The organism is Pseudomonas sp. WT-JTC (assembly GCF_056711565.1).
The window spans coordinates 3986978-4011767 of sequence record NZ_CM160042.1; the positions used below are offsets into that span (position 1 = coordinate 3986978).

22 protein-coding genes are annotated in these 24790 nt (G+C 62.5%); 17 read left to right on the top strand and 5 right to left on the bottom strand.

Annotation, left to right across the window (positions count from 1 at the left end; all coding sequences use genetic code 11):
• Positions 1–16: 16 nt before the first annotated feature.
• From AC06G5_RS18110 to AC06G5_RS18125, 4 genes are all read left to right on the top strand, one after another.
• Positions 17–943 (top strand): 4-hydroxyproline epimerase, encoded by a 927-nt coding sequence (locus AC06G5_RS18110; protein ID WP_413704599.1) that lies wholly within the window; start codon positions 17–19, stop codon positions 941–943.
• Positions 944–1000: 57 nt separating this feature from the next.
• Entirely contained in the window at positions 1001–1948 is a 948-nt protein-coding gene (locus AC06G5_RS18115; protein WP_413704598.1) for a dihydrodipicolinate synthase family protein, read from the top strand.
• A 106-nt stretch (positions 1949–2054) separates the two neighbouring features.
• Positions 2055–3632, top strand: a complete 1578-nt coding sequence (locus AC06G5_RS18120; RefSeq protein ID WP_480457880.1) for an aldehyde dehydrogenase (NADP(+)) — start codon at positions 2055–2057, stop codon at positions 3630–3632.
• Positions 3633–3635: 3 nt separating this feature from the next.
• Positions 3636–4922 carry an NAD(P)/FAD-dependent oxidoreductase gene (locus tag AC06G5_RS18125; protein WP_480457882.1) on the top strand — a complete coding sequence of 429 codons (1287 nt, stop codon included), beginning with the start codon at positions 3636–3638 and terminating at the stop codon, positions 4920–4922.
• 32 nt (positions 4923–4954) lie between these two features.
• On the opposite strand, the gene AC06G5_RS18130 is transcribed toward AC06G5_RS18125, so the two are convergent.
• Complete coding sequence (locus AC06G5_RS18130; RefSeq protein WP_480457884.1) at positions 4955–5578, bottom strand: NIPSNAP family protein; 624 nt, start codon at positions 5576–5578, stop codon at positions 4955–4957.
• A 248-nt stretch (positions 5579–5826) separates the two neighbouring features.
• Between AC06G5_RS18130 and leuC the strand changes: the two genes are divergently transcribed.
• Together leuC and leuD are read left to right on the top strand one after the other, a co-directional pair.
• Complete coding sequence (leuC, locus tag AC06G5_RS18135; RefSeq protein WP_480457886.1) at positions 5827–7248, top strand: 3-isopropylmalate dehydratase large subunit; 1422 nt, start codon at positions 5827–5829, stop codon at positions 7246–7248.
• 3 nt (positions 7249–7251) lie between these two features.
• A complete protein-coding gene (gene leuD / locus AC06G5_RS18140) occupies positions 7252–7860 on the top strand; it encodes a 3-isopropylmalate dehydratase small subunit (RefSeq protein ID WP_480457888.1) in 609 nt (202 codons plus the stop codon).
• Between the two features lie 145 nt (positions 7861–8005).
• Here leuD and AC06G5_RS18145 read toward each other — a convergent pair whose 3' ends face one another.
• Positions 8006–8923: a LysR substrate-binding domain-containing protein gene (locus tag AC06G5_RS18145; protein WP_413426776.1), complete on the bottom strand. Its 918-nt coding sequence runs from the start codon at positions 8921–8923 to the stop codon at positions 8006–8008.
• Positions 8924–9051: 128 nt separating this feature from the next.
• Between AC06G5_RS18145 and AC06G5_RS18150 the strand changes: the two genes are divergently transcribed.
• Positions 9052–10398, top strand: coding sequence for a 2-hydroxycarboxylate transporter family protein (locus AC06G5_RS18150; protein ID WP_413426778.1), 1347 nt, complete (start codon positions 9052–9054; stop codon positions 10396–10398).
• A 51-nt stretch (positions 10399–10449) separates the two neighbouring features.
• Here AC06G5_RS18150 and AC06G5_RS18155 read toward each other — a convergent pair whose 3' ends face one another.
• Positions 10450–11223: an AraC family transcriptional regulator gene (locus AC06G5_RS18155; protein ID WP_480457891.1), complete on the bottom strand. Its 774-nt coding sequence runs from the start codon at positions 11221–11223 to the stop codon at positions 10450–10452.
• Between the two features lie 134 nt (positions 11224–11357).
• Between AC06G5_RS18155 and AC06G5_RS18160 the strand changes: the two genes are divergently transcribed.
• Both AC06G5_RS18160 and AC06G5_RS18165 read left to right on the top strand, forming a co-directional pair.
• A complete protein-coding gene (locus AC06G5_RS18160) occupies positions 11358–12587 on the top strand; it encodes an MFS transporter (RefSeq protein ID WP_480457893.1) in 1230 nt (409 codons plus the stop codon).
• A gap of 175 nt (positions 12588–12762) precedes the next feature.
• On the top strand, positions 12763–13587 hold the full coding sequence (locus AC06G5_RS18165) for a response regulator transcription factor (RefSeq protein WP_085714668.1): 825 nt from the start codon (positions 12763–12765) through the stop codon (positions 13585–13587).
• Between the two features lie 54 nt (positions 13588–13641).
• Here the strand turns inward: AC06G5_RS18165 and AC06G5_RS18170 are convergent, their stop codons facing one another.
• A complete protein-coding gene (locus AC06G5_RS18170) occupies positions 13642–13962 on the bottom strand; it encodes a DUF6124 family protein (RefSeq protein ID WP_413426784.1) in 321 nt (106 codons plus the stop codon).
• A 559-nt stretch (positions 13963–14521) separates the two neighbouring features.
• Between AC06G5_RS18170 and AC06G5_RS18175 the strand changes: the two genes are divergently transcribed.
• From AC06G5_RS18175 to AC06G5_RS18200, 6 genes are all read left to right on the top strand, one after another.
• A complete protein-coding gene (locus AC06G5_RS18175) occupies positions 14522–15637 on the top strand; it encodes an ABC transporter ATP-binding protein (RefSeq protein ID WP_480457896.1) in 1116 nt (371 codons plus the stop codon).
• A 39-nt stretch (positions 15638–15676) separates the two neighbouring features.
• Positions 15677–16819: an ABC transporter substrate-binding protein gene (locus AC06G5_RS18180; protein WP_480457898.1), complete on the top strand. Its 1143-nt coding sequence runs from the start codon at positions 15677–15679 to the stop codon at positions 16817–16819.
• Between the two features lie 31 nt (positions 16820–16850).
• Complete coding sequence (locus AC06G5_RS18185) at positions 16851–17768, top strand: ABC transporter permease (RefSeq protein ID WP_480457899.1); 918 nt, start codon at positions 16851–16853, stop codon at positions 17766–17768.
• Between the two features lies 1 nt (position 17769).
• A complete protein-coding gene (locus tag AC06G5_RS18190) occupies positions 17770–18597 on the top strand; it encodes an ABC transporter permease (RefSeq protein WP_110659223.1) in 828 nt (275 codons plus the stop codon).
• On the top strand, positions 18590–20062 hold the full coding sequence (locus AC06G5_RS18195) for an aldehyde dehydrogenase family protein (protein ID WP_480457901.1): 1473 nt from the start codon (positions 18590–18592) through the stop codon (positions 20060–20062). Before AC06G5_RS18190 ends, AC06G5_RS18195 begins: the two co-directional genes overlap by 8 nt.
• Positions 20063–20353: 291 nt before the next feature.
• Complete coding sequence (locus AC06G5_RS18200) at positions 20354–21121, top strand: metallophosphoesterase (protein ID WP_413426796.1); 768 nt, start codon at positions 20354–20356, stop codon at positions 21119–21121.
• An 8-nt stretch (positions 21122–21129) separates the two neighbouring features.
• Here the strand turns inward: AC06G5_RS18200 and AC06G5_RS18205 are convergent, their stop codons facing one another.
• Complete coding sequence (locus AC06G5_RS18205) at positions 21130–22083, bottom strand: LysR family transcriptional regulator (RefSeq protein WP_413426798.1); 954 nt, start codon at positions 22081–22083, stop codon at positions 21130–21132.
• 142 nt (positions 22084–22225) lie between these two features.
• Here AC06G5_RS18205 and AC06G5_RS18210 point away from each other — a divergent pair, with 142 nt between their 5' ends.
• Complete coding sequence (locus AC06G5_RS18210) at positions 22226–23404, top strand: M20 aminoacylase family protein (protein ID WP_480457904.1); 1179 nt, start codon at positions 22226–22228, stop codon at positions 23402–23404.
• 48 nt (positions 23405–23452) lie between these two features.
• Positions 23453–24751, top strand: a complete 1299-nt coding sequence (locus tag AC06G5_RS18215) for an MFS transporter (protein WP_480457906.1) — start codon at positions 23453–23455, stop codon at positions 24749–24751.
• The last annotated feature ends 39 nt before the right edge of the window (positions 24752–24790 follow it).

The following is a 24790-nucleotide window of genomic DNA, read 5'->3' on the forward strand; positions in this document are numbered from 1 at the left end:
TCTAATGGAAAGGTTTATGAAAAAAGTACATGTCATTGATTCCCACACCGGCGGCGAGCCGACTCGCCTGGTGATGTCGGGCCTGCCCCAGTTGTCCGGCCGGACCATGGCCGAGAAGCGCGATGCCCTGCGCGAGCAGCATGACCAATGGCGTCGCGCCTGCCTGCTGGAACCCCGTGGCAACGATGTGCTGGTGGGTGCGCTGTATTGCGAACCGGTGTCGCCGGATGCCACTTGCGGTGTGATCTTCTTCAACAACGCCGGCTACCTCGGCATGTGCGGTCACGGCACCATCGGCCTGGTCAACTCGCTGCATCACCTGGGGCACATCCAGCCCGGCGAGCACAAGATCGATACGCCGGTCGGCCCGGTCAGCGCCACGCTGCATGAGGACGGCAACGTCACCCTGCGCAACGTGCCTGCCTACCGCTACCGCCAACGAGTGCCGGTCGAAGTACCGGGACATGGTCGCGTGTACGGCGACATCGCCTGGGGTGGCAACTGGTTTTTCCTGGTGTCCGATCACGGTCAGGCGCTGCAGATGGACAACGTCGAGTTCCTCACCGAGTACACCTGGGCAATGCTCAAGGCCCTCGAGGCCCAAGGCATCCACGGTGAAGACGGCGCGCTGATCGACCACATCGAACTGTTTGCCGACGACGAATCGGCCGACAGCCGCAACTTCGTCATGTGCCCCGGCAAGGCCTACGACCGCTCGCCCTGCGGCACCGGCACCAGCGCGAAACTGGCGTGCCTGGCGGCCGACGGAAAACTGGCCACCGGTGAGCGCTGGGTCCAGGCCAGCATCACCGCCAGCCAATTTGTCGGCAGCTATGAATGGGAAGGCGAACGCATCATCCCTTTCATCACTGGCCGCGCCTACATGACCGCCGATTGCACCTTGCTGATCGACGAACAGGATCCCTTTGCGTGGGGCATTTGAGCCCCACGCCTTTTCCCTAACCCGATCTGAATGAACGCTTCAAGGAGTGACAACAAAATGAGCGACAACATTTTCACCGGCTGCATCCCTGCACTGATGACCCCATGCACCGCCGAGCGCAAGCCGGACTTCGACGCGCTGGTGGCCAAGGGTCGCGAGCTGATCGACATTGGCATGAGCGCAGTGGTGTATTGCGGCTCCATGGGCGACTGGCCGCTGCTGACCGAAGCCGAGCGTCAGGAAGGCGTGGCGCGCCTGGTGGCCGCCGGCGTTCCGACCATCGTCGGCACCGGTGCGGTCAACAGCCGCGAAGCGGTTTCCCATGCGGCACACGCGGCCAAAGTCGGTGCCCATGGTTTGATGGTCATTCCGCGGGTGCTGTCTCGCGGCGCTTCGGCCACCGCGCAAAAAGCCCACTTCGCCGCGATCCTCAAAGCCGCCCCGGGCTTGCCGGCGGTGATCTACAACAGCCCTTACTATGGCTTCGCCACCCGCGCCGAGCTGTTCTTCGAACTGCGCCGCGAGTACCCGAACCTGATCGGCTTCAAGGAATTCGGCGGAGCGGCCGACCTGCGCTACGCCGCCGAACACATCACCTCCAGGGACGATGACGTGACCCTGATGGTCGGTGTCGACACCCAGGTGGTTCATGGCTTCGTCAACTGCAACGCCACCGGCGCCATCACCGGCATCGGCAACGCACTGCCGCGCGAAGTGTTGCGCCTGGTGGCCTTGAGCAAACAAGCGGCCAAGGGCGATGCCAAGGCACGTCGTCAGGCGCGGGAACTGGAGTCCGCCTTGGCTGTGCTGTCGTCGTTCGATGAGGGCTGCGACCTGGTGCTCTACTACAAGCACCTGATGGTGCTCAACGGCGACAAGGAATACACCCTGCATTTCAACGAGACCGATGCGCTCAGCGATGCCCAGCGTCGTTATGCCGAGAACCAGTACGCACTGTTCCGCCAGTGGTACGAGCAGTGGTCGGCCGAGCAGGACTTCGCCTGATATTCAGCCTGTACAGCGGCGTGCCGAAGCGCGCCGCCTTTATTTTCGTCCACGGCGGTACAGCGTTTTTTCGCAAACGCCCAGCCTCTTTTTTTCAGGAAATACCATGACTCTGACAGGCAACATGCTGATCGGCCAACAGGCCATCCCCGGCAACCGCGACGCGATCCACGGCATTGATCCCGCCACTGGTCTCCCTCTTGAACCGGCCTATCACGGCGGCGGCAGCGAGCACGTCGAACAGGCCTGCGCCCTGGCGTGGAGTGCCCTGGACAGCTATCGCGCGACCTCCCTGGACGCCCGCGCCGAATTCCTCGAAACCATCGCCAGCGAAATCGAAGCCCTCGGCGATGCGTTGATCGACCGCGCCGTGGCCGAGACCGGCCTGCCACGCCCGCGTATCCAGGGTGAACGCGGCCGCACCTGCCAGCAACTGCGCACCTTTGCCCGCACCGTACGCGCTGGCGAATGGCTGGATGTACGGATCGACAGCGCACTGCCGGAACGCCAGCCCCTGCCCCGCCCGGATCTGCGTCAGCGTCAGGTGCCGCTGGGTCCGGTGGCGGTGTTCGGCGCCAGCAACTTTCCCCTGGCCTTCTCGGTCGCCGGCGGAGACACAGCGTCGGCGCTGGCCGCCGGTTGCCCGGTGATCGTCAAGGCCCATGGCGCGCACCCCGGCACCAGTGAGCTGGTGGGTCGGGCGCTGGCCCGTGCGGTCAAGCTGTGCGGGTTGCATGAAGGCGTGTTTTCGCTGTTGTTCGGCTCGGGCCGCGAAGTGGGCATCGCCCTGGTCACCGACCCGCGCATCAAGGCCGTGGGTTTCACCGGCTCGCGCAGCGGTGGCATCGCCTTGTGCAAGGCAGCCCAGGCGCGTCCCGAGCCGATCCCGGTGTACGCGGAAATGAGTTCGATCAATCCGGTATTGCTGTTCCCGGCAGCACTGCAATCGCGAGCCGAAGCGCTGGCGCAAGGCTTCGTCGCCTCCCTCACCCAGGGCGCTGGCCAGTTCTGCACCAACCCTGGCCTGGTGATTGCCCGCCAAGGCCCGGCCCTTGAGCGCTTCATCCAGACGGCCGCGCAACTGATCCAGCGCAGCCCGGCGCAGACCATGCTCACCCCCGGCATTTTCAACGCCTATGAGACTGGCGTTGGCGCGCTGGTCGAGCATGCCCACGCTGACACAGTGGCCGTCGGCCTGAGGGGCGAAACCCCGAACCAGTGCCAGGCCCACCTGTTCGTCACCAAGGCCAGCGAGTTTCTCGCCAACCCGGCCTTGCAGGCGGAAATGTTCGGCGCCGCGTCGCTGATCGTGCAATGTGCCAGCGACGAGGAAATCCGCCAGGTCATCGAACACCTGGAAGGCCAACTGACCGCCACCCTGCACCTGGACGATGCCGACGTGGAGAGCGCCAGGGCATTACTGTCGACTCTGGAGCGCAAGGCCGGGCGCCTGTTGGTCAATGGCTGGCCGACCGGGGTCGAAGTGTGCGATGCCATGGTCCATGGCGGCCCGTTCCCGGCGACTTCCGACCCGCGCACCACCTCGGTCGGTACCGCCGCCATCCTGCGTTTCCTTCGCCCGGTCTGCTATCAGGATTTCCCGGACGCCTTGTTGCCGGCTGCGCTCAAGCACGGCAATCCGTTGCAGTTGCGTCGCCTGCTCGACGGCCAGAGAGAGGCCTAGGCCATGTCCAACGCCTCCCATTTCAACACCCCGCATCCCACGGCGGATGTTGCCGTGATCGGCGCCGGGATCATCGGCGTCGCCTGCGCCCTGCGCCTGGCTCGCCAGGGCCGGCGGGTGGTGGTCATCGATCAGCAGGAGCCCGGCCGTGGCGCCTCGTTCGGCAATGCCGGACACCTGGCCACCGAGCAGGTGTTCCCCATCGCCGACCTGTCCATCCTCAAGCGCCTGCCCGCCATGCTCCTGGACCCCATGGGCCCGCTGCGCCTGGACTGGAAATACATGCCCCGGGCCCTGCCCTGGTTCATGCGCCTGTTGCTGAACCTGCGGCCCGCGCCGTTCCAGCGCACCGTGGCCGGCATCCGCGCGCTCAATGAAAGCAGCCTGGGTGCCTGGAACCGTTTGCTGGAAGCCATCGACCGTCCCGGGTTACTCAAAGAAGACGGCTCGTTACTGGTTTTCGAGCGCGCCGACTCGCAACAGGCCATCGAAGCGCTGCAGGCGCGCATGCGCCAGCAACAGGTACCGGTCGATTTCTGGCAGGCCAAGAATGTCCGCGATGCTGCGCCGCAACTCAGCGAGCAGATCCGGGGTGGTCTGTTCTTCCCGCGCACCGGGCACTTTCTCGATCCCTTCCGGGTGGTGGGTGAACTGGTCCACGCGGCCAAAAGCAGCGGTGTGCAGTTCCTCCAGCAGCGGGTCGAGGGCGGGCAGTTGAATGAACACGGCGTGTCGTTGATCACTGATCAGGGTCGCGTCAATAGTCGACAAGTGCTGATTGCCTGCGGCGCGCATTCAGCGAAGCTCACCGCCGCGCTGACCGGCAAAAAGGTGCCCTTGGACACCGAGCGCGGCTATCACCTGATGCTGCCCCACGAACACCAACGCTTACCGTTTGCCGTCACCTCGCTGGAACGCAAGTTCATCATGACGCCGATGGCCGATGGGCTGCGCCTGGCCGGCACCGTTGAATTCGCCGGTCTCGAATGCCCACCGACGATGGAGCGTGCCTGGCAATTGCACCGATTGAGCAAAGGCCTGTTCAAGCGCGACCTGAGTGCCGAAGCGGCCACACCGTGGATGGGCTTTCGCCCCTCCTTGCCCGACTCCCTGCCGATCATCGATCGGGTGTGCGACGGCAAGGTCCTGCTCGCCTTCGGCCACCAGCACCTGGGGTTGACCCAGGCGGCGGTCACGGCGGAAATGATTGCGCAAATGGCCTCGCCCTTGACCGGCGCCCAGCCGTGCGACCTGCCGGCGACGGCGGCGTACCGGCTGGATCGATTCTGAGGGTAATGACAGTAGACACAGGCGTGCCCCCATCACTGCAAGGGCGAGAACTTCGCAGGCAGGTAGATCGTCGAGCACATGTCCCGCAGTTGCGGGCCGGAGTTTTCCGGCGGCCAGACGCCGTCGGCGACTGCCTGGGTGCGCACCTGCAAGCGCTGTTCAAGGCTGGTCCACGGCCAGATGTGCAGATAGCGCGGCAGCGAACCGTCAGTGGCATAAAACGCCGCATACACAGGCGAATACTGTTCGGCGGTCCGCGCTTCGATGGCCTTGCTCCAGCCGTCGAGGGTCGGCTGCAACCCGCTGCTGACCAGGTCGTAGACGCGCAACTCATAGAACGGACCGTGCTGGCCGGCGCTCAAGGGTTCGAGGAAGGGAAACAGCGTGTAGTTTTCGATGCGCAGATCGCTGATGAACTCGTTGACACCAAACGTCTCGCCCCCCAACAGAAACCGCTCGCGCTCCGCCTGCCGCAGGCTTTCGTCAGCGTAGCCACGCAGCACGGCAATCTGGTTCAACTGGCCGATCTCCGAGGCCCAGCACCCCATCAGCGTGCCGCCGACGTTCGGATCATCCAGCGCAGCCTCGATGCGCGCCAGGCTATCGGCGACGGTACGCACACGCACGGTAAAAGTGATCAGTTCAAAAAAACGCATAACGACTCCGGCGAACGGCTTTCAAAGCCCACAGCCTATGACAGCCCCCGCCAGCGGGATATTGAGACGAACCCCATGGTTTGCGGCATTTGCCGCAGTGAATTAGGTAGTTTCTTTACGTTGGACAGCACTCGATAATTCACACTGCGTGTTTAATGCCTTCACTTAATGGCGCTTGATGCAGGAATGGCGACGAATATGCTGTTGGTACGTTTCCGTGATCTCGCATGACAACAAGAGCCCACTCCATGCACAGCCCCAGAACGCTCTACCAAAAACATATCGACAGTCACACCGTGTGCGCCCTCGACGATCAGGGCCACGTGCTGCTGTACATCGACCGCCAGGTCGCCAACGAATACACCAGCCCGCAAGCCTTCAGCGGCATGCGCGAAGCGGGTCGCAAAGCGTGGCGACCGGGCGCGACGCTGGCGGTCGTGGACCATGTCAATCCCACGGCTCCAACGCGCACCGCCGCCATGCCGGATGCTGGCGGTGCCCGCCAGGTGTCTTACTTCGAAGAAAACTGCCGCGACTTCGGCATTGAGCTGTTCGACGTACTGGACAAGCGCCAGGGCATCGAGCACGTCGTGGCCCCCGAACAAGGCTTTATCCTGCCCGGCATGGTCGTTGCCGCCGGCGACAGCCACACCACCACCTACGGCGCCCTGGGAGCCTTCGGCTTCGGCATCGGCACCTCGGAAATCGAACACCTGCTGGCCTCGCAAACCCTGGTCTACAAGCGCCTGAAGACCCTGCGCGTGACAGTCAATGGCGTGCTCGGGACTGGCGTGACGTCCAAGGACATCATCATGGCCCTGATCGAAAAAATCGGCGCTTCCGGCGCCACCGGCTATGCCATCGAGTTCACCGGCCCGGCGATCAGCGACCTCAGCGTCGAAGCGCGCATGACCATCTGCAACATGGCCGTCGAAGCCGGCGCCCGGGGCGCGTTCATGGCCCCGGATGACAAGGTCTTCGCCTACCTGCAACACAAGCCCCGGGCCCCTCGGGGCCATCTGTGGGAACAGGCCGTCGCGAAATGGCGCAGCCTGCACAGTGATGCAGGTGCGGTGTTCGATCGCGAAGTCACCCTGGATGTCGCGGCGCTGGAACCCATGGTCACCTGGGGCACCAGCCCCGATCAGGCCGCTCCAGTGGGCGGGCATGTACCGGACCCGGCCGCGCAGCCTGACCTGATCCTGCGCCAGGGCATGCAACGCGCCCTGACCTACATGGGCCTGGAGCCGGGCATGCCGCTGAGAGACGTGGTGATCAGCCATGCCTTCATCGGTTCGTGCACCAATGCGCGCATCGAAGACCTGCGCGATGTCGCCCGCGTCGTGCGCGGCAAACGGGTGGCGGCCCACGTCCGGGCGATGATCGTGCCCGGTTCGACACTGGTGCGTAATCAGGCCGAAGACGAAGGGCTGGCGCAGACTTTCCTCGATGCCGGTTTTGAATGGCGCCAGTCGGGTTGCTCGATGTGCCTGGCCATGAATGACGATGTGCTCGCCCCCGGCGATCGCTGCGCCTCAAGCACCAACCGCAACTTTGAAGGCCGGCAAGGCGCCGGTGCGCGCACCCATTTGATGAGCCCGGCCATGGTCGCCGCCGCAGCGATTACCGGGCATTTGACCGACGTGCGCACGTTCGCGCAGGAGGCTTGAACCATGCAACCTTTCACTATCGTCAGTGGCAGCGCCGCGCCGCTTCTGGCCGCCAACATCGACACCGACGTGATCATGCCCAAGCAGTTCCTCAAGGGAATTGATCGCAAGGGCCTGGATAAGGGTCTGTTCTTTGATTTGAGGCTCCTGGAGTCCGGCGCAGCCAATCCTGAATTCATCCTCAACCAGTCGCCCTGGACTGACGCCGCTTTTCTGGTTGTAGGGCCTAACTTCGGTTGCGGATCAAGCCGTGAACACGCGGTCTGGGGGCTGAAACAGGTCGGCATCCGGGCGCTGATCGGCAGCAGCTTCGCCGGTATTTTCTACGACAACTGTCAACGCAATGGCGTGTTGGCGATTCAGCTGACCGAGGTTCAACTCAAGCAGATTGCCGCGCTGACCGGCAACCCGGCAACGGCTCGAATCAGCGTCAATCTGCCGGAACAAACCATCGAACTGGCAGACGGCAACGTGATCCCGTTCGAGATCGATCAACTGCGCAAGCAATCGCTGCTGCTGGGCCTGGATGCCATTGGCACCACGCTGCAACGCGCCGGACAGATTCGCAGCTTCGAGGCGCGGCACCTGGCGGAAAATCCCTGGCTGAACTGATGGAAAACCCCGGCGGATCTAATGCTCTGTAGGAGCGAGCTCGCTCGCGATGGTCGTTAACGATAACGCGTGTTTAATGGTTAAACGCGGTGCCGTTGAGTCCATCGCGAGCGAGCTCGCTCCTACACGTACATTTGCCGTGGGTTCACTCAACCGAGAGATGACGAAAATACTGTTCCAAAAACTCGACGCAAACCCGTAGCTTGGCCGACTGGCTCAGGCGCGTCGGGTACACGGCCCAGACGTTGGCGCTCTGGGTGTAATCGTGCAGCACTTGCACCAGCCGCCCCTGATCCAGCATCGGCTTCACATCCCACATCGAGCGCAACAGAATCCCGCCGCCACTCAAGGCCCACTGCAACACGATCTCACCGTTGTTGGAGGACAAAGGTCCGCTGACACGCACCGATTCTTCCTGCCCGTCCTTCGTCAGGCTCCACACGCCGAACGCATTGTTGCGCTCCTTCAGTACCAGGCAATCGTGGTCTTTCAAGTCCGCCAGCGATTGCGGCACACCCCGCCGTTCCAGATACTCGGGCGTCGCACACAACACCCGCCGGTTGCTCACCAGTTTGCGGCCCAGGTGCTGGCCAGGCAGGTCATCCCCCACGCGAATTTCCAGATCGAAGCCCTCGCCGACGATATCGACCACGCGATCGAACACATCCAGCCGCAGCTCGAGTTTTGGATAGGTTCGCGACAGTTCGCAGATGGCCGGCGCCACATGATTACGCCCGAAACCGAAGCTGCTGCAAATGTGCAGCGAGCCCATCGGCTGTTGCCGCGCCTGGGATATTTCGCCGACGAAATCATCGAAGTCACCGAGCAATTTCTCCGCCCACACCCGCACCCGCTCGCCGTCGTCAGTCAGCGCGATGCGCCGAGTGGTGCGGTGCAGCAAGCGGCTCGAGAGCGTGGTTTCCAGCACGGAAATGCGCTTGCTGATGTAAGCCGGTGAAAAACCCAGCTCCTCGGCAGCGCTGGCGAAGCCGTTTTTTCGAACGACGGTGAGGAAAACCTTGAGGTCTTCCGGCAACGGAAATTGATCACGATTCGTGTTCATACGCCTCATACTTTCGCTGTTTATTGCGCTATTTGCGAAGGATACCATCGATCTACCGAGTGGCAATCCATCCCCGGTCCGCCGTGGTTTCTGAATCCTCGATAAAAACAACATGAGGAAAGAGCGACATGAACAAGCCCTATGAGCAATCCCTGAAAGTCGCAACTGCCTCCGATGGCGGGTTTGTGCAACGCCTGCGCAGCCTGTGCGCCTACGAAATCGGCGTCATCCCGCTGCCGGTCTTTCTCGGCATCGCAGTCATCGTTTATCTCTCGGCCCACCTGGGTTTCCTGCCCAAGAACATGATCGGCGGGCTCGCCGTCATCATGACCATGGGCATGTTCTTCGGCCAAATGGGCTCGCGCCTGCCGGTCCTCAAGGAAATTGGCGGCGGCGCGATTCTGTGCCTGATGCTGCCGTCGATACTGGTGTTCTACGGCTTCTTCGGGCCGGCGACGATCGACGCGACCAAAATGTTGATGAAGGAAGCCAACTTTTTGTACTTCGTGATCGCCAGCCTGGTGGTCGGCAGCATTCTGGGAATGAGCCGTTTCATTCTGGTCCAGGGCATGCTGCGGATGTTCATTCCCCTGCTCGTCGGCACCCTGGCCGCCGTTGCCAGCGGATTGATGGTTGGAAAACTGATGGGCTACAGCTTCCACCACACGTTCTTTTTCATCATCGTGCCGATTATTGGCGGCGGGATCGGCGAAGGGATTCTGCCGCTGTCGCTGGCCTACTCGGTGATCCTCGGCGGCACCCCGGATATCTACGTGGCGCAACTGGCACCCGCCGCCGTGGTCGGCAACATCGTGGCGATCATCTGTGCGGGTTATCTGTCGCGCCTGGCCCTCAAACGCCCGGCCATCAACGGCGAAGGCTCGCTGATTCGCGCCAAGGCCGAGAATGACCAGTTCCAGGTCAAGGAAGACGCAGGCGCCATCGTCGACTTCCGCGTCATGGGCGCCGGCGTACTGTTGATCTGCGCTTTCTTCGTCCTCGGCGGTCTGCTGGAAAAAATCGTGGGCATTCCCGGCCCGGTGATGATGATCCTCGCGGCAGTGCTGTTTAAGTACCTTCGGGTGCTGCCGGAAAAACTCGAGAAAGGTGCCAACACCTTTTACAAACTGGTGTCCTCGGCGTTCATCTGGCCGGTCATGATCGGCCTGGGCATGCTCTATGTGCCATTGGACAGCGTGGTGAAAGTGTTCTCGGTCGGCTATGTGCTGGTCTGCGTCTCGGTGGTGGTGTCGATGACCGTGGCCGGCTTCTTCATCGGCAACCTGATGAAGATGTACCCCATCGAATCAGCCATCGTGACCTGCTGCCACAGCGGCCTGGGCGGCACTGGCGACGTGGCGATTCTCTCGGCCTCGAACCGCATGTCGCTGATGCCGTTCGCGCAGATCTCCACCCGTATCGGTGGGGCTTCGACGGTGATTCTGGCGACGATACTGTTGCGTCTGTTCGTTTGAAGATGTGCCAGTGAAATGGGTGTTCTCTTCTGCAAGAGAACACCCATTCCATCATTTGAAAAAATCACTCGGCGTCTTGCCGAACTGCTTCTTGAACATGGTCGTGAACGCGCTCGGGCTGTCGTATCCCAGCTCGCCGGCGATGTCGATGATCTTCTCGCCGACGGCGATTCGTTCCAGCGCCAGCAGCAGTCGCGCTTGCTGGCGCCATTGGCCGAAGGTCATGCCGGTTTCCTTGCGGAAGCGTCGCTGGATGGTTTTTTCGTCAAGGCCCAACCGGGCGCTCCAGTCCGACACCGTCGAGCCATCCCCCGGATCACGTTGCAACGCGGTACAGATCAGGTTGATACGTTGATCGACAGGCTGCGGCAGGTTCAATGGCAAGGTCGGCAGGATCGTCAGCTCATCCAGGATCAACCGCAACACCCGGGCTTCCCGCGGGTCCGGATCGGCGGAAAAGTCGAAATCGACCGAGACCTTGATCAGCTCACTCAGCAATGCGGAAACACTCACTGCCCGGGTTTCGGCGGGCAGATCCGGGCTCGCGTCAGGGTGCACGAAAACACTGCGCATCTTGATCGCCCCCACGCAGCGAATCGAGTGCACCTCTCCACTCGGCATCCAGATGCCACGGCTCGGCGGCACCGTCCATTGGCCCATTGCGGCGTGCACCACCATCACGCCTTCGATGGCATAGATCAGTTGATGTTTCTCATGGGAGTGCGGCGGGATGAACCAGTTTTCCGGGTAGTCGGTCGCACTGCTGCGAACGCTCCAGCCGCCCTGGTCGATCTCCGCGAGGAATGTCTGCAATGGCTTGATCATGACGCCCTTTTTGCGATGGTCAGCGCCCGAGTTGCGCGAGACGGGCACCCTTGAGGCCCCTAGGATAACGCCGAACCCCGAAATTGGCTGCGCCTTGCGCTCGCAGTTCACGTTTTTTATCCGGAAATCTGCCCATGTCGACCACTACCCTCAGCTCACCCTCACCCACCGTCTCGGTTGCCAGCCAGGCCAGCCCCCTGGTCATGCGTGTCATTGGTGCGTGTGCCCTGGCGCACCTGATCAACGACCTGATCCAGGCCGTGCTGCCGTCGATCTATCCGATGCTCAAGGCCAGCTATGGCCTGAGCTTCACCCAGGTCGGCCTGATCACCTTGACCTTCCAGCTCACTGCCTCACTGCTGCAACCATGGATCGGTTTCTACACCGACCGTCATCCCAAACCATGGCTGCTGCCGGCTGGCATGGTCTGCACGCTGATCGGTATTCTGATGCTGTCGATGGTCGGCAGCTTCCCGGCCATTCTCGTGGCCTCGGCGCTGGTGGGCGTCGGTTCGTCGACCTTTCACCCCGAGACTTCGCGGGTGGCGCGCCTGGCTTCGGGCGGTCGCTACGGCCTGGCGCAATCGACCTTTCAGGTCGGTGGCAACGCCGGCAGCGCCTTCGGCCCATTGCTGGCCGCCGCGATCATCATTCCCTATGGTCAGGGCAACGTCGCCTGGTTCGGCCTGTTCGCGGTGTTTGCCATCCTCGTGCAGTACGGCCTGAGCCGCTGGTACCGCAATCACCTGAACCTGTTCAAGCTCAAGCAAGGCAGCAAGGCCACCCACGGCCTGTCGAAACGGCGGGTGACGTTCGCCCTTGTGGTGCTGGCGCTGCTGGTGTTCTCCAAATACTTCTACATGGCCAGCTTCACCAGTTACTTCACCTTCTACCTGATCGAGAAGTTCGACCTGTCGGTGGCCAGTTCGCAGCTGTACCTGTTCCTGTTCCTCGGCTCCGTCGCGGCGGGCACGTTCTTTGGTGGCCCGATCGGCGACCGGATCGGCCGCAAGCGAGTGATCTGGTTTTCCATCCTCGGTGCCGCGCCGTTCACCCTCGCCCTGCCCTACGTCGACCTTTTCTGGACGGGCGTGCTGAGCATGATCATCGGCTTCATCCTCGCCTCGGCATTCTCGGCCATCGTGGTCTTCGCCCAGGAACTGGTGCCCGGCAATGTCGGCATGATCGCCGGGGTGTTCTTCGGCCTGATGTTCGGCTTCGGCGGCATTGGCGCCGCGCTGCTGGGGCATCTGGCGGATATCCAGGGCATCGAGTACGTGTACACGCTGTGTTCGTACCTGCCGCTGCTGGGGATTCTGACGATCCTGTTACCGTCTACCGCAAAGCGCCCGTCGGGAGCGTGAATGACCGCTCCACCTGATCATTTTTGCTACCCGCCCTGTAGCACTCGGTAACACCCGGCCCTGTTGCGGTGCGTCTTCTCCACGACGCGCCGCCAACCGCCGCGCTCCACACGGGCAGAACCGCCATGGCGTACTTTGTGCATCCACAGGCCATCCTCTTCTGCCTGTAGCCGCCATGCGCCCCAAGGAACTGAAACTCTGGACCACCGGTGTCGCCCACCTGCTCGACCTGCCCGCCGGGCATGCGCGGCTGTCGGGGTTGAGCCACTGGATCCGGCAAATCTGCCCGGTCGATCATTTCGTGTTGTTTGTCTACGAAGGCAATCACCGGCCACTGGCGTTGTTCGATACGTTCTCGGCGGACAAGCGCGCGGTGTATGTCGACGACTACCAGTGTGGGCCTTACCTGCTCGATCCGTTCTACCTGGCCTGCACCCGCGGTCAGGCACCGGGACTGTGGCGTCTGCGCCAGTTCGCCCCCGACCACTTCTACCTTGGCGAATACTTCCTGACCTATTACCAGCAAACCGGACTGGCCGAGGAAGTGGCGTTTTTCGTCGACCTCGGCGACGGCGCCACGGCGGTGCTGTCGCTGATGCGTTCGACCGCCAGCTGCGCCTTCAGCCGTGACGAAATGCAGCTGGTCGAATGCGCGCAAGCGGTGGTCGAACAGGTCATCAATGAAGCCTGGCGCTTGCGTCAGGCCCAGCAACCGCGCCCGGCCCAAGACCTGGACTTCAAGATCCGCGAAGCCTTCGACCACTTCGGCGCGCACATCCTCACCGGGCGCGAGCAGGAAATCGTGCAACTGCTGCTGCGCGGCCACTCCAGCGCCTCGGTGGCCGAACAACTGAGCATCAGCCCCGGCACAGTGAAGATTCACCGCAAGAACATCTACGCCAAGCTGGGCATTGGCAGCCAGTCGGAGTTGCTGGGGTTGTTTATTCGGGAGTTGACGGAGGATCCGTTGCAGGCGCCCGGCCTCAAGCTGCAAGCCTGATTTCCGTCGGTTGACGCAAATCCCACAGGTCCATCGGTGATCTGGAGATCGTGGTCAGGGCGGATCAAGCTGATCCAGCGCCCGGTTCACCGCCAACTCCCCCAACATGATCACCTGCGCAATCCCCAACAATGCATGGCGGCTCGTCCCCTGCAGATGATCCACCAGATCGTTGGCCATGACATTGGCCGACGCCAGCGATTCACAGGCATGCACCAGCAGGGTTTCGGTATTGAGCTCGGGATTGACGATGAACATCGAGTTGGGCTTGCGCGGGGTGGCCATGATGTGGGGGCCGGGGTTGAGATCGTGATCGAGGCTTTCGTGGGGAGATGCCGGATCGTTGTCTGGCGGGTTGGGTGTGACTTTGAACATGGAGTGGACCTCTAGTGCGAATAGTAAGGAGCCATCACCCTCGCTACCAAACGAAAGGTGGCGGCCACACGCGGGTTGGTAGACCGGTCGCACTAGAACCCGGCGCCCGCAAGGGAGCCCCGCGCATGACCACCATATAAAACACAGTCCCAAAAAATGACCGCATCAAGGTGGCGCAATGCGCCTAGAACGAAGACGGGCTACCAAACCCGATCACTGTTTTCCAGCGACCGGCAAACGATAAAACCCAACCCCTAGACGCACAAGCCGGCGGATTCTGGCGTACCTGTAGGTAACGACGCAAGACGTTGTAGCCTCCGCGAAGTAACGCCGGGTGTCGTTAAACACGCACCTGCATTTTGTGTAGGAGCGAGCTCGCGATGGTCGTTAACGATTACACGGGATGACTGGCTGAACGCAGCGCTCTTGAGTCCATCGCGAGCGAGCTCGCTCCTACAACAATCCCCTCCTATCCCCCAAGGGATATATACACCGCAAAACCCCGATTGCTAGTTTGGCCCCCGACGCACTGATTCATCACTGCAAGGGAGCCCGCCTCGTGAACAACACCCCGCCAAGCGATATCGAATTCTGCAATGTGGTCAAACGCTATGGCGAGGTGCAGGCCGTCGGCGGTCTGAATTTCGCGGTGCGGCGTGGCTCGTTTCATTCCTTCCTCGGTGGTTCGGGCTGCGGCAAGACCACCACCTTGCGCATGATCGCCGGCTTCGAACAGCCCACCAGCGGTGAGGTCCGTCTGGCCGGCAAGAGCGTTGCCGGCGTGCCGGCGTTCGAGCGGCCGGTGAACATGGTGTTCCAGCATTACGCGCTGTTTCCGCACCTGACCGTGGCGCAGAACATTGCCTATGGCTTGCGCTATCGCACGCCGCGCCCGGATAAAAAACAGCAACTGCGCATGGCCGATGAAGCACTGGAAATGGTGCGCCTGAGCGGCTTCGGCCAGCGCAAGCCGAGCGAGCTTTCAGGCGGCCAGCAACAGCGTGTCGCCCTCGCCCGCGCCCTGGTCAACAAGCCGACGGTGTTGCTGCTCGACGAGCCACTGGCGGCGCTGGACCGCAAGCTGCGCAAGGAAATGCAATCGGAATTGCTGCGCTTGCAGCGCGAAGTCGGCATCACGTTCGTGCTGGTCACCCACGATCAGGAAGAAGCCCTGTCGATGAGTGACAGCATCAGCGTGATGCACAACGGTTCGATCATCCAGACCGCCACCCCGGAACAACTCTATGAAGCCCCGGCCAGCCGTTATGTGGCCGACTTTATCGGTGAGTCCAACCTGTTCGACGGCACCGTTCGCCAGCTCAACGGCCATTCGGTGGTGCTGCGTACCGAGCAAGGGCTGGAACTGACCAGCCCCCTCACCCCCACCGGCAAGGGCCTGAGCGCCAACGCCGCCGGCTGCATTGCGGTACGCCCGGAGCTGATCAGCATCGTCGGGGCCAACGCCGAGTTGACCCGCGAAGTGAAGCTGCCGGGCTGCGTCGAAGACCGCATTTACCTGGGCAATTCCACCGAATACCGCGTACGCACCCAGGCCTTCGGGGTGGTGTGCGTGCGTGTGCCGCGCCATCAGGATCACGGCGCCAATGCATTCGAACACGGCGCGGCAGTGCGCGTCGGCTGGGATCACGCCAATGGCCTGGCCATGGCGTTGTAAATCATCGATTCGTTTCATCAACCGGATGTGGAGCGTGCTATGGACCAGAAGACTTTTATAAAAACCCTGCGCAGCTGGCAGAACGGCTCGATCAGTCGCCGCGACTTCCTTGGCCGCACCGGCCTGGGGATTGCCGCCGCCGTGGTCGCCACCCACATGCCCGGCCTGCTGACCTCCACCGCCGAGGCTGCCGAGCAGGCCAAACTCGGTGATCGCCTGTCGCTGGCGACCTGGCCGAACTACCACAGCCAGGAAAACCTCGACGCCTTCGGCAAGGCCACCGGCGCCCGGGTGTCGATGAGCGTGTTCGGTTCCAACGAGGAAATGCTCGCCAAACTGCAGGCCGGCGGCAGTGGCTGGGACGTGCTGGTGCCGACCAACTACACCATCAGCACGTACGTCGGGCTGGGCCTGATCGAACCGCTGGACCTGTCGCGCATTCCCAACTTCGACGCCTCGGCGTTCCAGCAGAAATTCATGGCCCAGGGCACGGTGGACGGCAAGGTTTACGCGGTGCCGAAAAACTGGGGCACCACCGGCATGCTCTACGACGCCGGCAAACTGAAAAACGGCCCGAGCAGCTGGAAGGAATTCTGGGCCGCCGCCCAAGGCCCTGCCAGTGGCCGGACGATGGTCCACGACTACCAGTTGACCGCCATCGGCAACGCCCTCAAGAGCTTCGGCTACAGCTTCAACTCCCTGGACCCGAAAGAACTGGCCGATGCGGAAAAACTGCTGATCGAGGTCAAGCCGCACCTGTTCGCGATCAACTCCGACATCCAGCCATCGATGCGCAGCGGCGATGCCTGGCTGGCGATGTCGTGGACCGGCGATGCCTCGCAACTGCACCGCGACAACGCGCAAATGCAGTTCGAACTGGGCAAGGAAGGTGGCGAACTGTGGAGCGACTTCTTCGCGATTCCGAAAAGCTCGGAGCACAAGGACGCCGCCTATGCCTTCATCAACTACCTGCTCGACCCGCAGCACAACAAACTCGAAGTGCTGAGCCACGGCTACCCGAGCGGCGACAAGCGAGTCGATGCCTTGCTGCCCACGGCGATGCTCGACGACCCGATCATGTACCCGGCCGCCGAAGCCTTGAGCCCGCTGGAGTTCGGAGCTGCCGCCACGCTGACCAGCCCGGCACGCGCCGAACTGATGGCACGTTTCAAGTCCGCCTGATCGCTTGACCATGGCCAATGAGGAGTCACCCATGAATGCCGCCGCCCACCCGCAAACGGTGCAGCCGGGCCGTGCCCTGTCCGCCGAGGTTCGCCAACGGCGCAGCCTCGGCCGACGCATCACCCTGCTGATGCTCTTGCCTTCGACCCTGTGGTTCCTGCTGCTGTTGTTGATGCCGCTGGTGATCATCCTGGTCTTCAGTTTCGGCGAGCGCAGCGCCGTGGGCGGTTATGCCGGTGGCTTCACCCTGGCCAACTACCTGAACCTCGGCTCGCGCGGCGCGGCGTTCAGCAACACGCTGATGCTCGCGCCGCTGGGCACCCTGGTGTGCCTGGTGGCGGCTTATCCGCTGGCGTACTTCCTGGCGGTCAAGGTCACCAGAAACCGCTCGTTGTTGCTGACCCTGGTGATCGTACCGTTCTGGACCAGTTTCCTGATCCGCACCTACGCGTGGATTTTCATCCTCAGCGGCAAAGGCATTCCGGCGCTGCTGGCCAGCCTGGGCCTTGAGGACGTGCGATTGATCAACACGCCGTGGGCGGTGCTGATCGGCATCGTCTACGGCTACCTGCCGCTGATGGTGTTCCCGATCTACGTCAGCCTGGAAAAACTCGACAAGCGCCTGCTCGAAGCCTCGGCGGACCTCGGTGCCAGCGCCTTCGAAAGTTTCCGGCGCATCACCCTGCCCCTGTCCGCGCCGGGGATCATCACCGGGGTGATGCTGGTGTTCATCCTGCTGATGGGCGAGTTCCTGATCCCGGCGATTCTCGGTGGCGGCAAGGTGTTCTTTGTCGGCAACGCGCTGGTCGACCTGTTCCTGCAGTCGCGCAACTGGCCGTTCGGCAGTGCCCTGGCGATGACGCTGGTGGCGATGATGCTGCTGATCATCGGCCTGTACTTGAAACTGGTGGCGCGCTACGGCGGTCGCCCTGCCGACGGAGGCCTTTAACATGTGGCTGCGCAGCTATTCGACATCGCTGTACCTGTTCCTCTACGCACCGATTGCCTTGATCGTGCTGTTCAGCTTCAACGCCGGGCGCAGTGGCCTGGCCTTTCAGTGCTGCTCGGTGCAATGGTTCGGCACTGCATTCGGCAACCCGTTCATCATGGAGGCCCTGGGCAACAGCGCGCTGATCGCCTTCAGCTCGGCGGTGATCGCCACGCTGTTCGGCACCCTGGCGGTGTTCGGCTTGCAGCGCTGCGGCAGCAAAGTACGGATGCTGTTCGATGCGCTGACCTATTGCGCGATCATCGTGCCGGGCATCGTCATCGGCATCTCGACGCTGATCGCCTTCATCAGCCTGTTCGACCTGATCAACCCGTTGCTGGCGAGCTGGTTGCCGACGGTGCCGAAGTTGAACATGGGTTTCTTCACCGTGATCGCCGCGCACTCGCTGTTCACCATGGCCCTGGTCATGGTGATCGTGCGCAGCCGCGTCGATTCGCTGGACAAGGCCTTGCTCGAAGCCTCGGCTGACCTCTACGCACCACCGATGGACACCTTCTGGCGGGTGACCCTGCCGCAGATCAGCCCGGCGATCATGGCCGGGTTCCTGCTGGCCTTCACCTTCAGCTTCGACGATTTCATCATCGCGTTCTTCGTCGCCGGATCGGAAACGACGCTGCCGATCTACATCTTTTCCTCCATCCGCCGTGGCGTGACGCCAGAGATCAACGCGATTTCGACGGTGATCATCTGCGTGTCGCTGGCCCTGCTGTTCACTTCCCGCCATCTGCAAAACCGCCGTACCGGCGTCCAGGAGTCGCACCATGCGTGATCAGCTTTACATCAATGGCGAGTGGGTCAACCCGGATCTGGGCGGCTATCTGGACGTGATAGACCCGGCCACCGAACAGGCCTTCCACCGCGTGGCGGCAGGCACCGAAGAAGACGTCGACCATGCCGTGCGCGCGGCCCGTCGCGCCTTCGACAATGGCTGGGGCCAAAGCAGCGGCGCCGAGCGCGCGCAGTGGCTGGAGGCATTGGCCGATGAACTGGAAACCGGCAAGCAGGCACTCTCGGAACTGGAGGTGCGCGACAACGGCAAACCCTTGCCTGAAGCACAATGGGACATCGGCGACGCCATCGCCTGTTTTCGCTACTACGCCGGTCTGGCCCGCGAACTGGACCAGCAGCAGGATCAGCCGCTGGCCTTGCCGGACGAGCGTTTCCGCTGCCGAATCCGCCACGAGCCGATTGGCGTCGCCGGACAAATCATTCCCTGGAACTACCCGCTGTTGATGGCCGCGTGGAAGGTGGCACCCGCCTTGGCCGCCGGGGCCACGGTGGTGTTGAAACCGTCCGAGCTGACCCCGCTGACCGCCCTGGAACTGGCAGCCGCCGCCGATCGCATTGGCTTGCCCGCCGGGGTGTTGAACGTGGTCACCGGCTTCGGCGCCGACGCCGGCAGCCCGCTCACCGAGCACCCGGGTGTGGACAAACTGGCGTTCACCGGCAGCGTGCCCACCGGGGCGAAAATCATGTCGGCGGCGGCGCGGGACATCAAGAACATCAGCCTGGAACTGGGCGGCAAGTCGGCCTTCATCGTGTTCGATGACGCCGATGTCGAAGCGGCGGTGGAGTGGATTCTGTTCGGGATTTTCTGGAATCAGGGCCAGGTGTGCAGCGCCACTTCACGCCTGCTGGTGCAGGAAGCCATCGCCCCGCGCCTGATCGAGCGGCTGGTGGCAGAAACCCGCAGGATCAGCATTGGCTCCGGCATGCAGCCCGGGGTTCTGATCGGGCCGCTGGTCAGCCAGGGCCAGTACGACAAGGTGCTCGGCTTCATCGACCAGGGCCTGGCCAGCGGCGCCCATTTGCTCACGGGCGGACGGCGACCGGCGCACCTGGCCGAAGGGTATTTCATCGAACCGGCGATTTTCGATGAGCCGGGCCACAGCAGCATTCTGTGGCGCGAGGAAGTGTTCGGCCCGGTGCTGAGCATCAAGCGCTTCAAGACCGAAGAGCAAGCGGTGCAAATGGCCAACGCCAGCCGCTTCGGCCTGGCCGCCGCCGTAATGAGCGCGGACTTGCAGCGCACCGCCCGGGTTGCCAACCAGCTGCGCGCCGGGATCGTCTGGGTCAACTGCTCGCAGCCGACCTTCGTCGAAGCGCCGTGGGGCGGCATGAAACACAGCGGCATCGGCCGGGAGCTGGGCCAATGGGGCCTGCACAACTACCTGGAGGTCAAACAGGTTACCGAGTACGTCAGCGACCAGCCGTGGGGATGGTATCTGAAGTAAACATGTCAACTGTGGGAGCGGTGGGTCGGCCAATATGTCTGTTGGATGTGCCGGCCTCTTCGCGAGCAAGCCCGCTCCCACAGTTTGATCCTCAGTGAACTCCAACCTTGCGGCCGACCACAGTCCCTGTGGGAGCGGGCTTGCTCGCGAAGAGGCCGGCACATCCAGCATCGAAGTCGCCTGGCCCGCCGCTATCCGCCGACAGTTCCGTTGCCACGGCAGGCTTGTGGCAAGAGGTCAGCAACGCGTAACTTGAATGACCTGCCCTGCAAAACCAGCCGGAGTTGATCAATGCGCATCGCCTTGCTGTCCGACATGCACCTGTCCGTCAACACGACCCCCTTTCCCGCCGTGGATGCCGATATTGTCGTGCTCGCCGGGGATATCGCCCGGCCAGCCAAGGCCATCGAGTGGGCCAAGGCGTGCCCGGTTCCGTTGGTGTACGTGGCGGGCAATCACGAGTTTTACGGCAGTGACCTGGTGTCCACCCACGAACAGTTGAACAGCCTGGCGCGAGGCACACAGATCCACGTTCTGGAGCGTTCGGAGTACGTCCATGATGGCGTGCGTTTTCTCGGTTGCACCTTGTGGTCTGACCATCGTCTGCTCGACAGCCCCGAAGATCGGGCGCTGGGCATTGATCTGGCGACCCAACTGATCCGTGACTTCAGCCACATCAAGATCGCCCCCGACTTTCCAGACCTGTTCACGCCCGCCATTTCCCAGCTGGTGTTTCTGCAGACCGTCGCCTGGCTGGATGACTGCTTCACCCGCGACAGCAGCATGCCTACGGTAGTGGTCTCTCATTTCGCCCCGACACGATCGAGCATCAGCCCGGCGTTTGCCGGTTCGCCGATCAATTCAAGCTTTGTCTCGGACCTCGAAGCGCGGATCAAAGACTGGCAGCCGGCACTGTGGCTGCATGGCCACACCCATGGCAGTTTTGATTATCGGGTGGGCAACACCCGCGTGGTCTGCAACCCCCGGGGCTATGCCAGGAATGGCATCAACGAAAATCCTGATTTCAATGACGCGTTCGTGATCGACCTGGCGCTCTGAGGCACCCCTCAGATCAACAGTTCCAGCGTATCGAACAGCTCGACATCCTCCGGCCGTGCCGACCGGGCGCGGCGCCGGATGACCTGGAACAGGCAGTCGACGAAGCATTGCGCGGCCACACCCATCTGAGCATTGCGCCCGGTGACGATCCCGATGGTGTCGGTGGCAAAGCTCTCCTCGAGAGCCAGACGCCTCACCCGTTCGCGGTAGCCCGGGATGGTGAGCATCGGCTCCGGAAAATAACTCAGCATGTCGGTCTGCTCGACCAGTGAAAGCGTCAGCTGCGGTGAATGCGCACGGTGGATGTGTTGCATGTCGATCTGCGCGCCGTGCTGCCAGAACAGTTCGGTCATCAAACTTTCGTGATTGGCATCCGGGTAATTGACCACCCAATCCTGATCGAGCAAATCGTGGATGGAACGGCTTTCACGCAGCGGATGCCCATGGCGGGCGACGACGGCCATGCGATACGAAAAAATCTGCTCGCTGACAAACTCCGGGCGCGGCAGTAACGAAGACACCAGCCCCACCGCAAACTCCATGGTGCCGTCGCGCAAACGCGGCAACGTCACCGCCATCAAGCCTTCGAAAATCTCCAGGCGTACCCGTGGCATGCGCTGGCGGAACAGCGTCACGACTTCGGGCAACAGGGTCATGCCCATCCACGGCGAAATGCCAAGGCGCAACTGCCCTTCGGCCTGATCGCTCAGGTGTGCCAGTTCCAGTTGCGCGCGTTCGAGTTGGCTGAGCATCTGCCGCGCATGCTGCAACAGCGACTGACCGTAGGTGGTCAGCACCACGCCGCTGGCATTGCGCACCAGCAGCGGCAGGTTCAAGTGCTCCTCCAGCTCGCGCAAAGCCTTGGCCACTGCTGTCTGCGACATCCCCAGTTGCCGCGCCGCCGCACGAATGCTGCCGCAATCGGCAATCATCACCAGCGCCCGCAATTGATGCAGCTTCATCCCTTCCTCCTGATGCACCGGGTGTAAACCAGCGGTTTTCAGCCCATCTTTTTTGCGACTGCCGCGGCATTCGCCAACTCATTAGCATCGCAGGGTATCAGTCCAACAGCCGAAAACGACCAATAAAAACGAGGAGAATCTGATGATCGATTTGCCCGCCCTGCCCGGCATTCGTGCGCTCGAAGAAGAGATGATCGCCCTGCGCCGGCACCTCCACGCCCACCCGGAATTGAGCTTTAAAGAGTTCGCCACCGCCGACCTGGTGGCGGGCAAGCTCCAGGCCTGGGGTTATCAAGTGCACCGGGGCCTGGGTGGCACCGGCGTGGTCGGGCTGCTGCGCCGAGGCAACAGTGGCAAGACGATCGGCCTGCGAGCGGACATGGATGCGCTACCGATCATCGAACAGACCGGTTTGCCCTACTCCAGCCGCCACGAAGGCGTGATGCATGCCTGCGGTCACGATGGGCACACGGCGATGTTGCTGGCGGCCGCCCGCTACCTGGTCGAGAGTTGCGAGTTCGACGGCTCGCTGGTGGTGATTTTCCAGCCCGCCGAGGAAGGCGACGGTGGCGCCCGGCGCATGCTCGAAGACGGTTTGTTCGAGCTGTTCCCCTGCGACGCAGTGTTTGCGATGCACAACATGCCGGGGCTGCCGGTGGGCAAACTGGGATTCCTGGCCGGTCCGTTCATGGCCTCGACCGACACCGTGAGCATTCGGGTCGACGGCGTTGGCGGTCACGGCGCCATGCCGCACAAGGCCGTTGACCCGGTGCTGGCCGGCTCGGCCATCGTCATGGCATTGCAGAGCATCGTCTCGCGCAATGTCGCGCCGCTCGACACCGCTGTCGTCACCGTCGGCGCGTTTCACGCCGGGATTGCGGCCAATGTGATTCCCGATCATGCCGAGTTGCAACTGAGCGTGCGCGCACTCAAGACGCAAGTACGCGACGAGCTGATTGCACGGATCACCGCCGTGGCCGAAGCCCAGGCGGCAAGTTTCGGTGCACGCGCCACGGTGACGGTCGACGAGGCGCAACGCTTCCCGGCACTGTTCAATCACCCCGAAAGTACCGAATTCGCTCGCCAGGTGGCGCTCGATTGGGTGGGCGAACAAGGCTTGATCCCGAACATGCAGCCACTGACCGGCAGCGAGGACTTCGCCGTGATGCTCGAGCGCTGCCCCGGCTGCTACCTGCTGATCGGCAACGGTGATGGCGAAGGCGGCTGCATGGTGCACAACCCCGGCTACGACTTCAACGACGACTGCCTGGCGACCGGTGCGAGCTACTGGGTGCGACTGGTCGAGGCCTTCCTGGCCTGATCCTTCCAAAATCTGCTGGTATCGCCCTCGTCTTCAGGAGTTCGCCCCATGTCCACTCCCCTTTCTACCGCCCTGCCCGATGCCGCCGCAGCCCGGCGGCCGATTGGCGCAAAAGCCATCGCCGCCATCACCATCGGCTCGGGTCTCGAGTTCTACGATTTCTCCGTCTACAGCTTCTTCGCCACGCTCATCGGTCGCCAGTTTTTCCCGGTCGAGAGCACGCTCGGGCAATTGCTGCTGTCGCTGGCCACGTTTGGCGTCGGTTTCGGCATGCGCCCCGTCGGTGGCCTGGTGCTGGGGGCCTATGCCGACCGGGCCGGACGCAAACCGGCGATGATGCTGACCCTGTGGCTGATGGCACTGGGTTCGCTGTTGTTCACTATCGCCCCCACCTATGCGCAGATCGGCTTCTTTGCGCCGCTGATCATTGTGCTGGCACGCTTGATTCAGGGCTTCGCCATCGGCGGTGAAGTCGGAGCCTCGACGGCGATGCTGATGGAATACGCAGATGACAAAAGCCGAGGTTTCTACGGCAGTTGGCAGCTGTTCAGCCAGGGCTTGAGTTTCCTGCTGGGGGCACTGGTGGCGCTGGCCCTGAGCTCGTCCTTGTCGCCCGAGGCATTGGAGAGCTGGGGTTGGCGGATACCTTTTGCCTTGGGAATCCTGGTGATCCCGGTGGGCATTTACATCCGTCGCCACCTCAAGGAAACCGCCGCCGAACAAGGTCATGAAGCGGTATCCAGCGTGCGGGTGATCTTCACCGGCTATCGTCGCCTGATAGTGACCGGTGTGCTGTTGGTGATCGGCAGCACCGCGTCCAGCTACATCGTGCTCGATTACATGACCAACTACACGGTCACGGTGCTGCACCTGCCGATGACCATGGGCACCAACGCTGCCTGCCTTGGCGCACTGGTGCAGATCGGCCTGTCGATCTGGGCCGGCCGACTCAGCGACCGGATCGGCCGGCGCCGCACCATCGCCCTGGGCAGCATCCCCATGCTGTTGCTGATCTACCCGGCGTTCATCCTGATGAACCGGTTCCCGACGCTCGGCATGCTGCTGGCCGTCTCGTTGGTCAGCACCTTGTTGCTGGTGTTGATCACCGTGCCGACCCTGGTGTTGATCACTGAACTGTTCCCAAGGGCGATTCGTGCCACCGGGCTGTCGATCATCTATTGCCTGGGCGTCTCGGTGTTCGGCGGCTTCGCGCAGTTCTTCGCCACCGGGTTGATTGGCTTGACTGGCAACAACAACGCCCCGGCGCTGTACGTCATGGCGTGCCTTTGCCTGACCTTGATCGGGCTGGCGCGGGTCAAGGAAACGGCCGGCAAGCCACTCGACTGAACCGCTGCTTAAGGGGACGCCCAGTGCGAAAACCTCGGG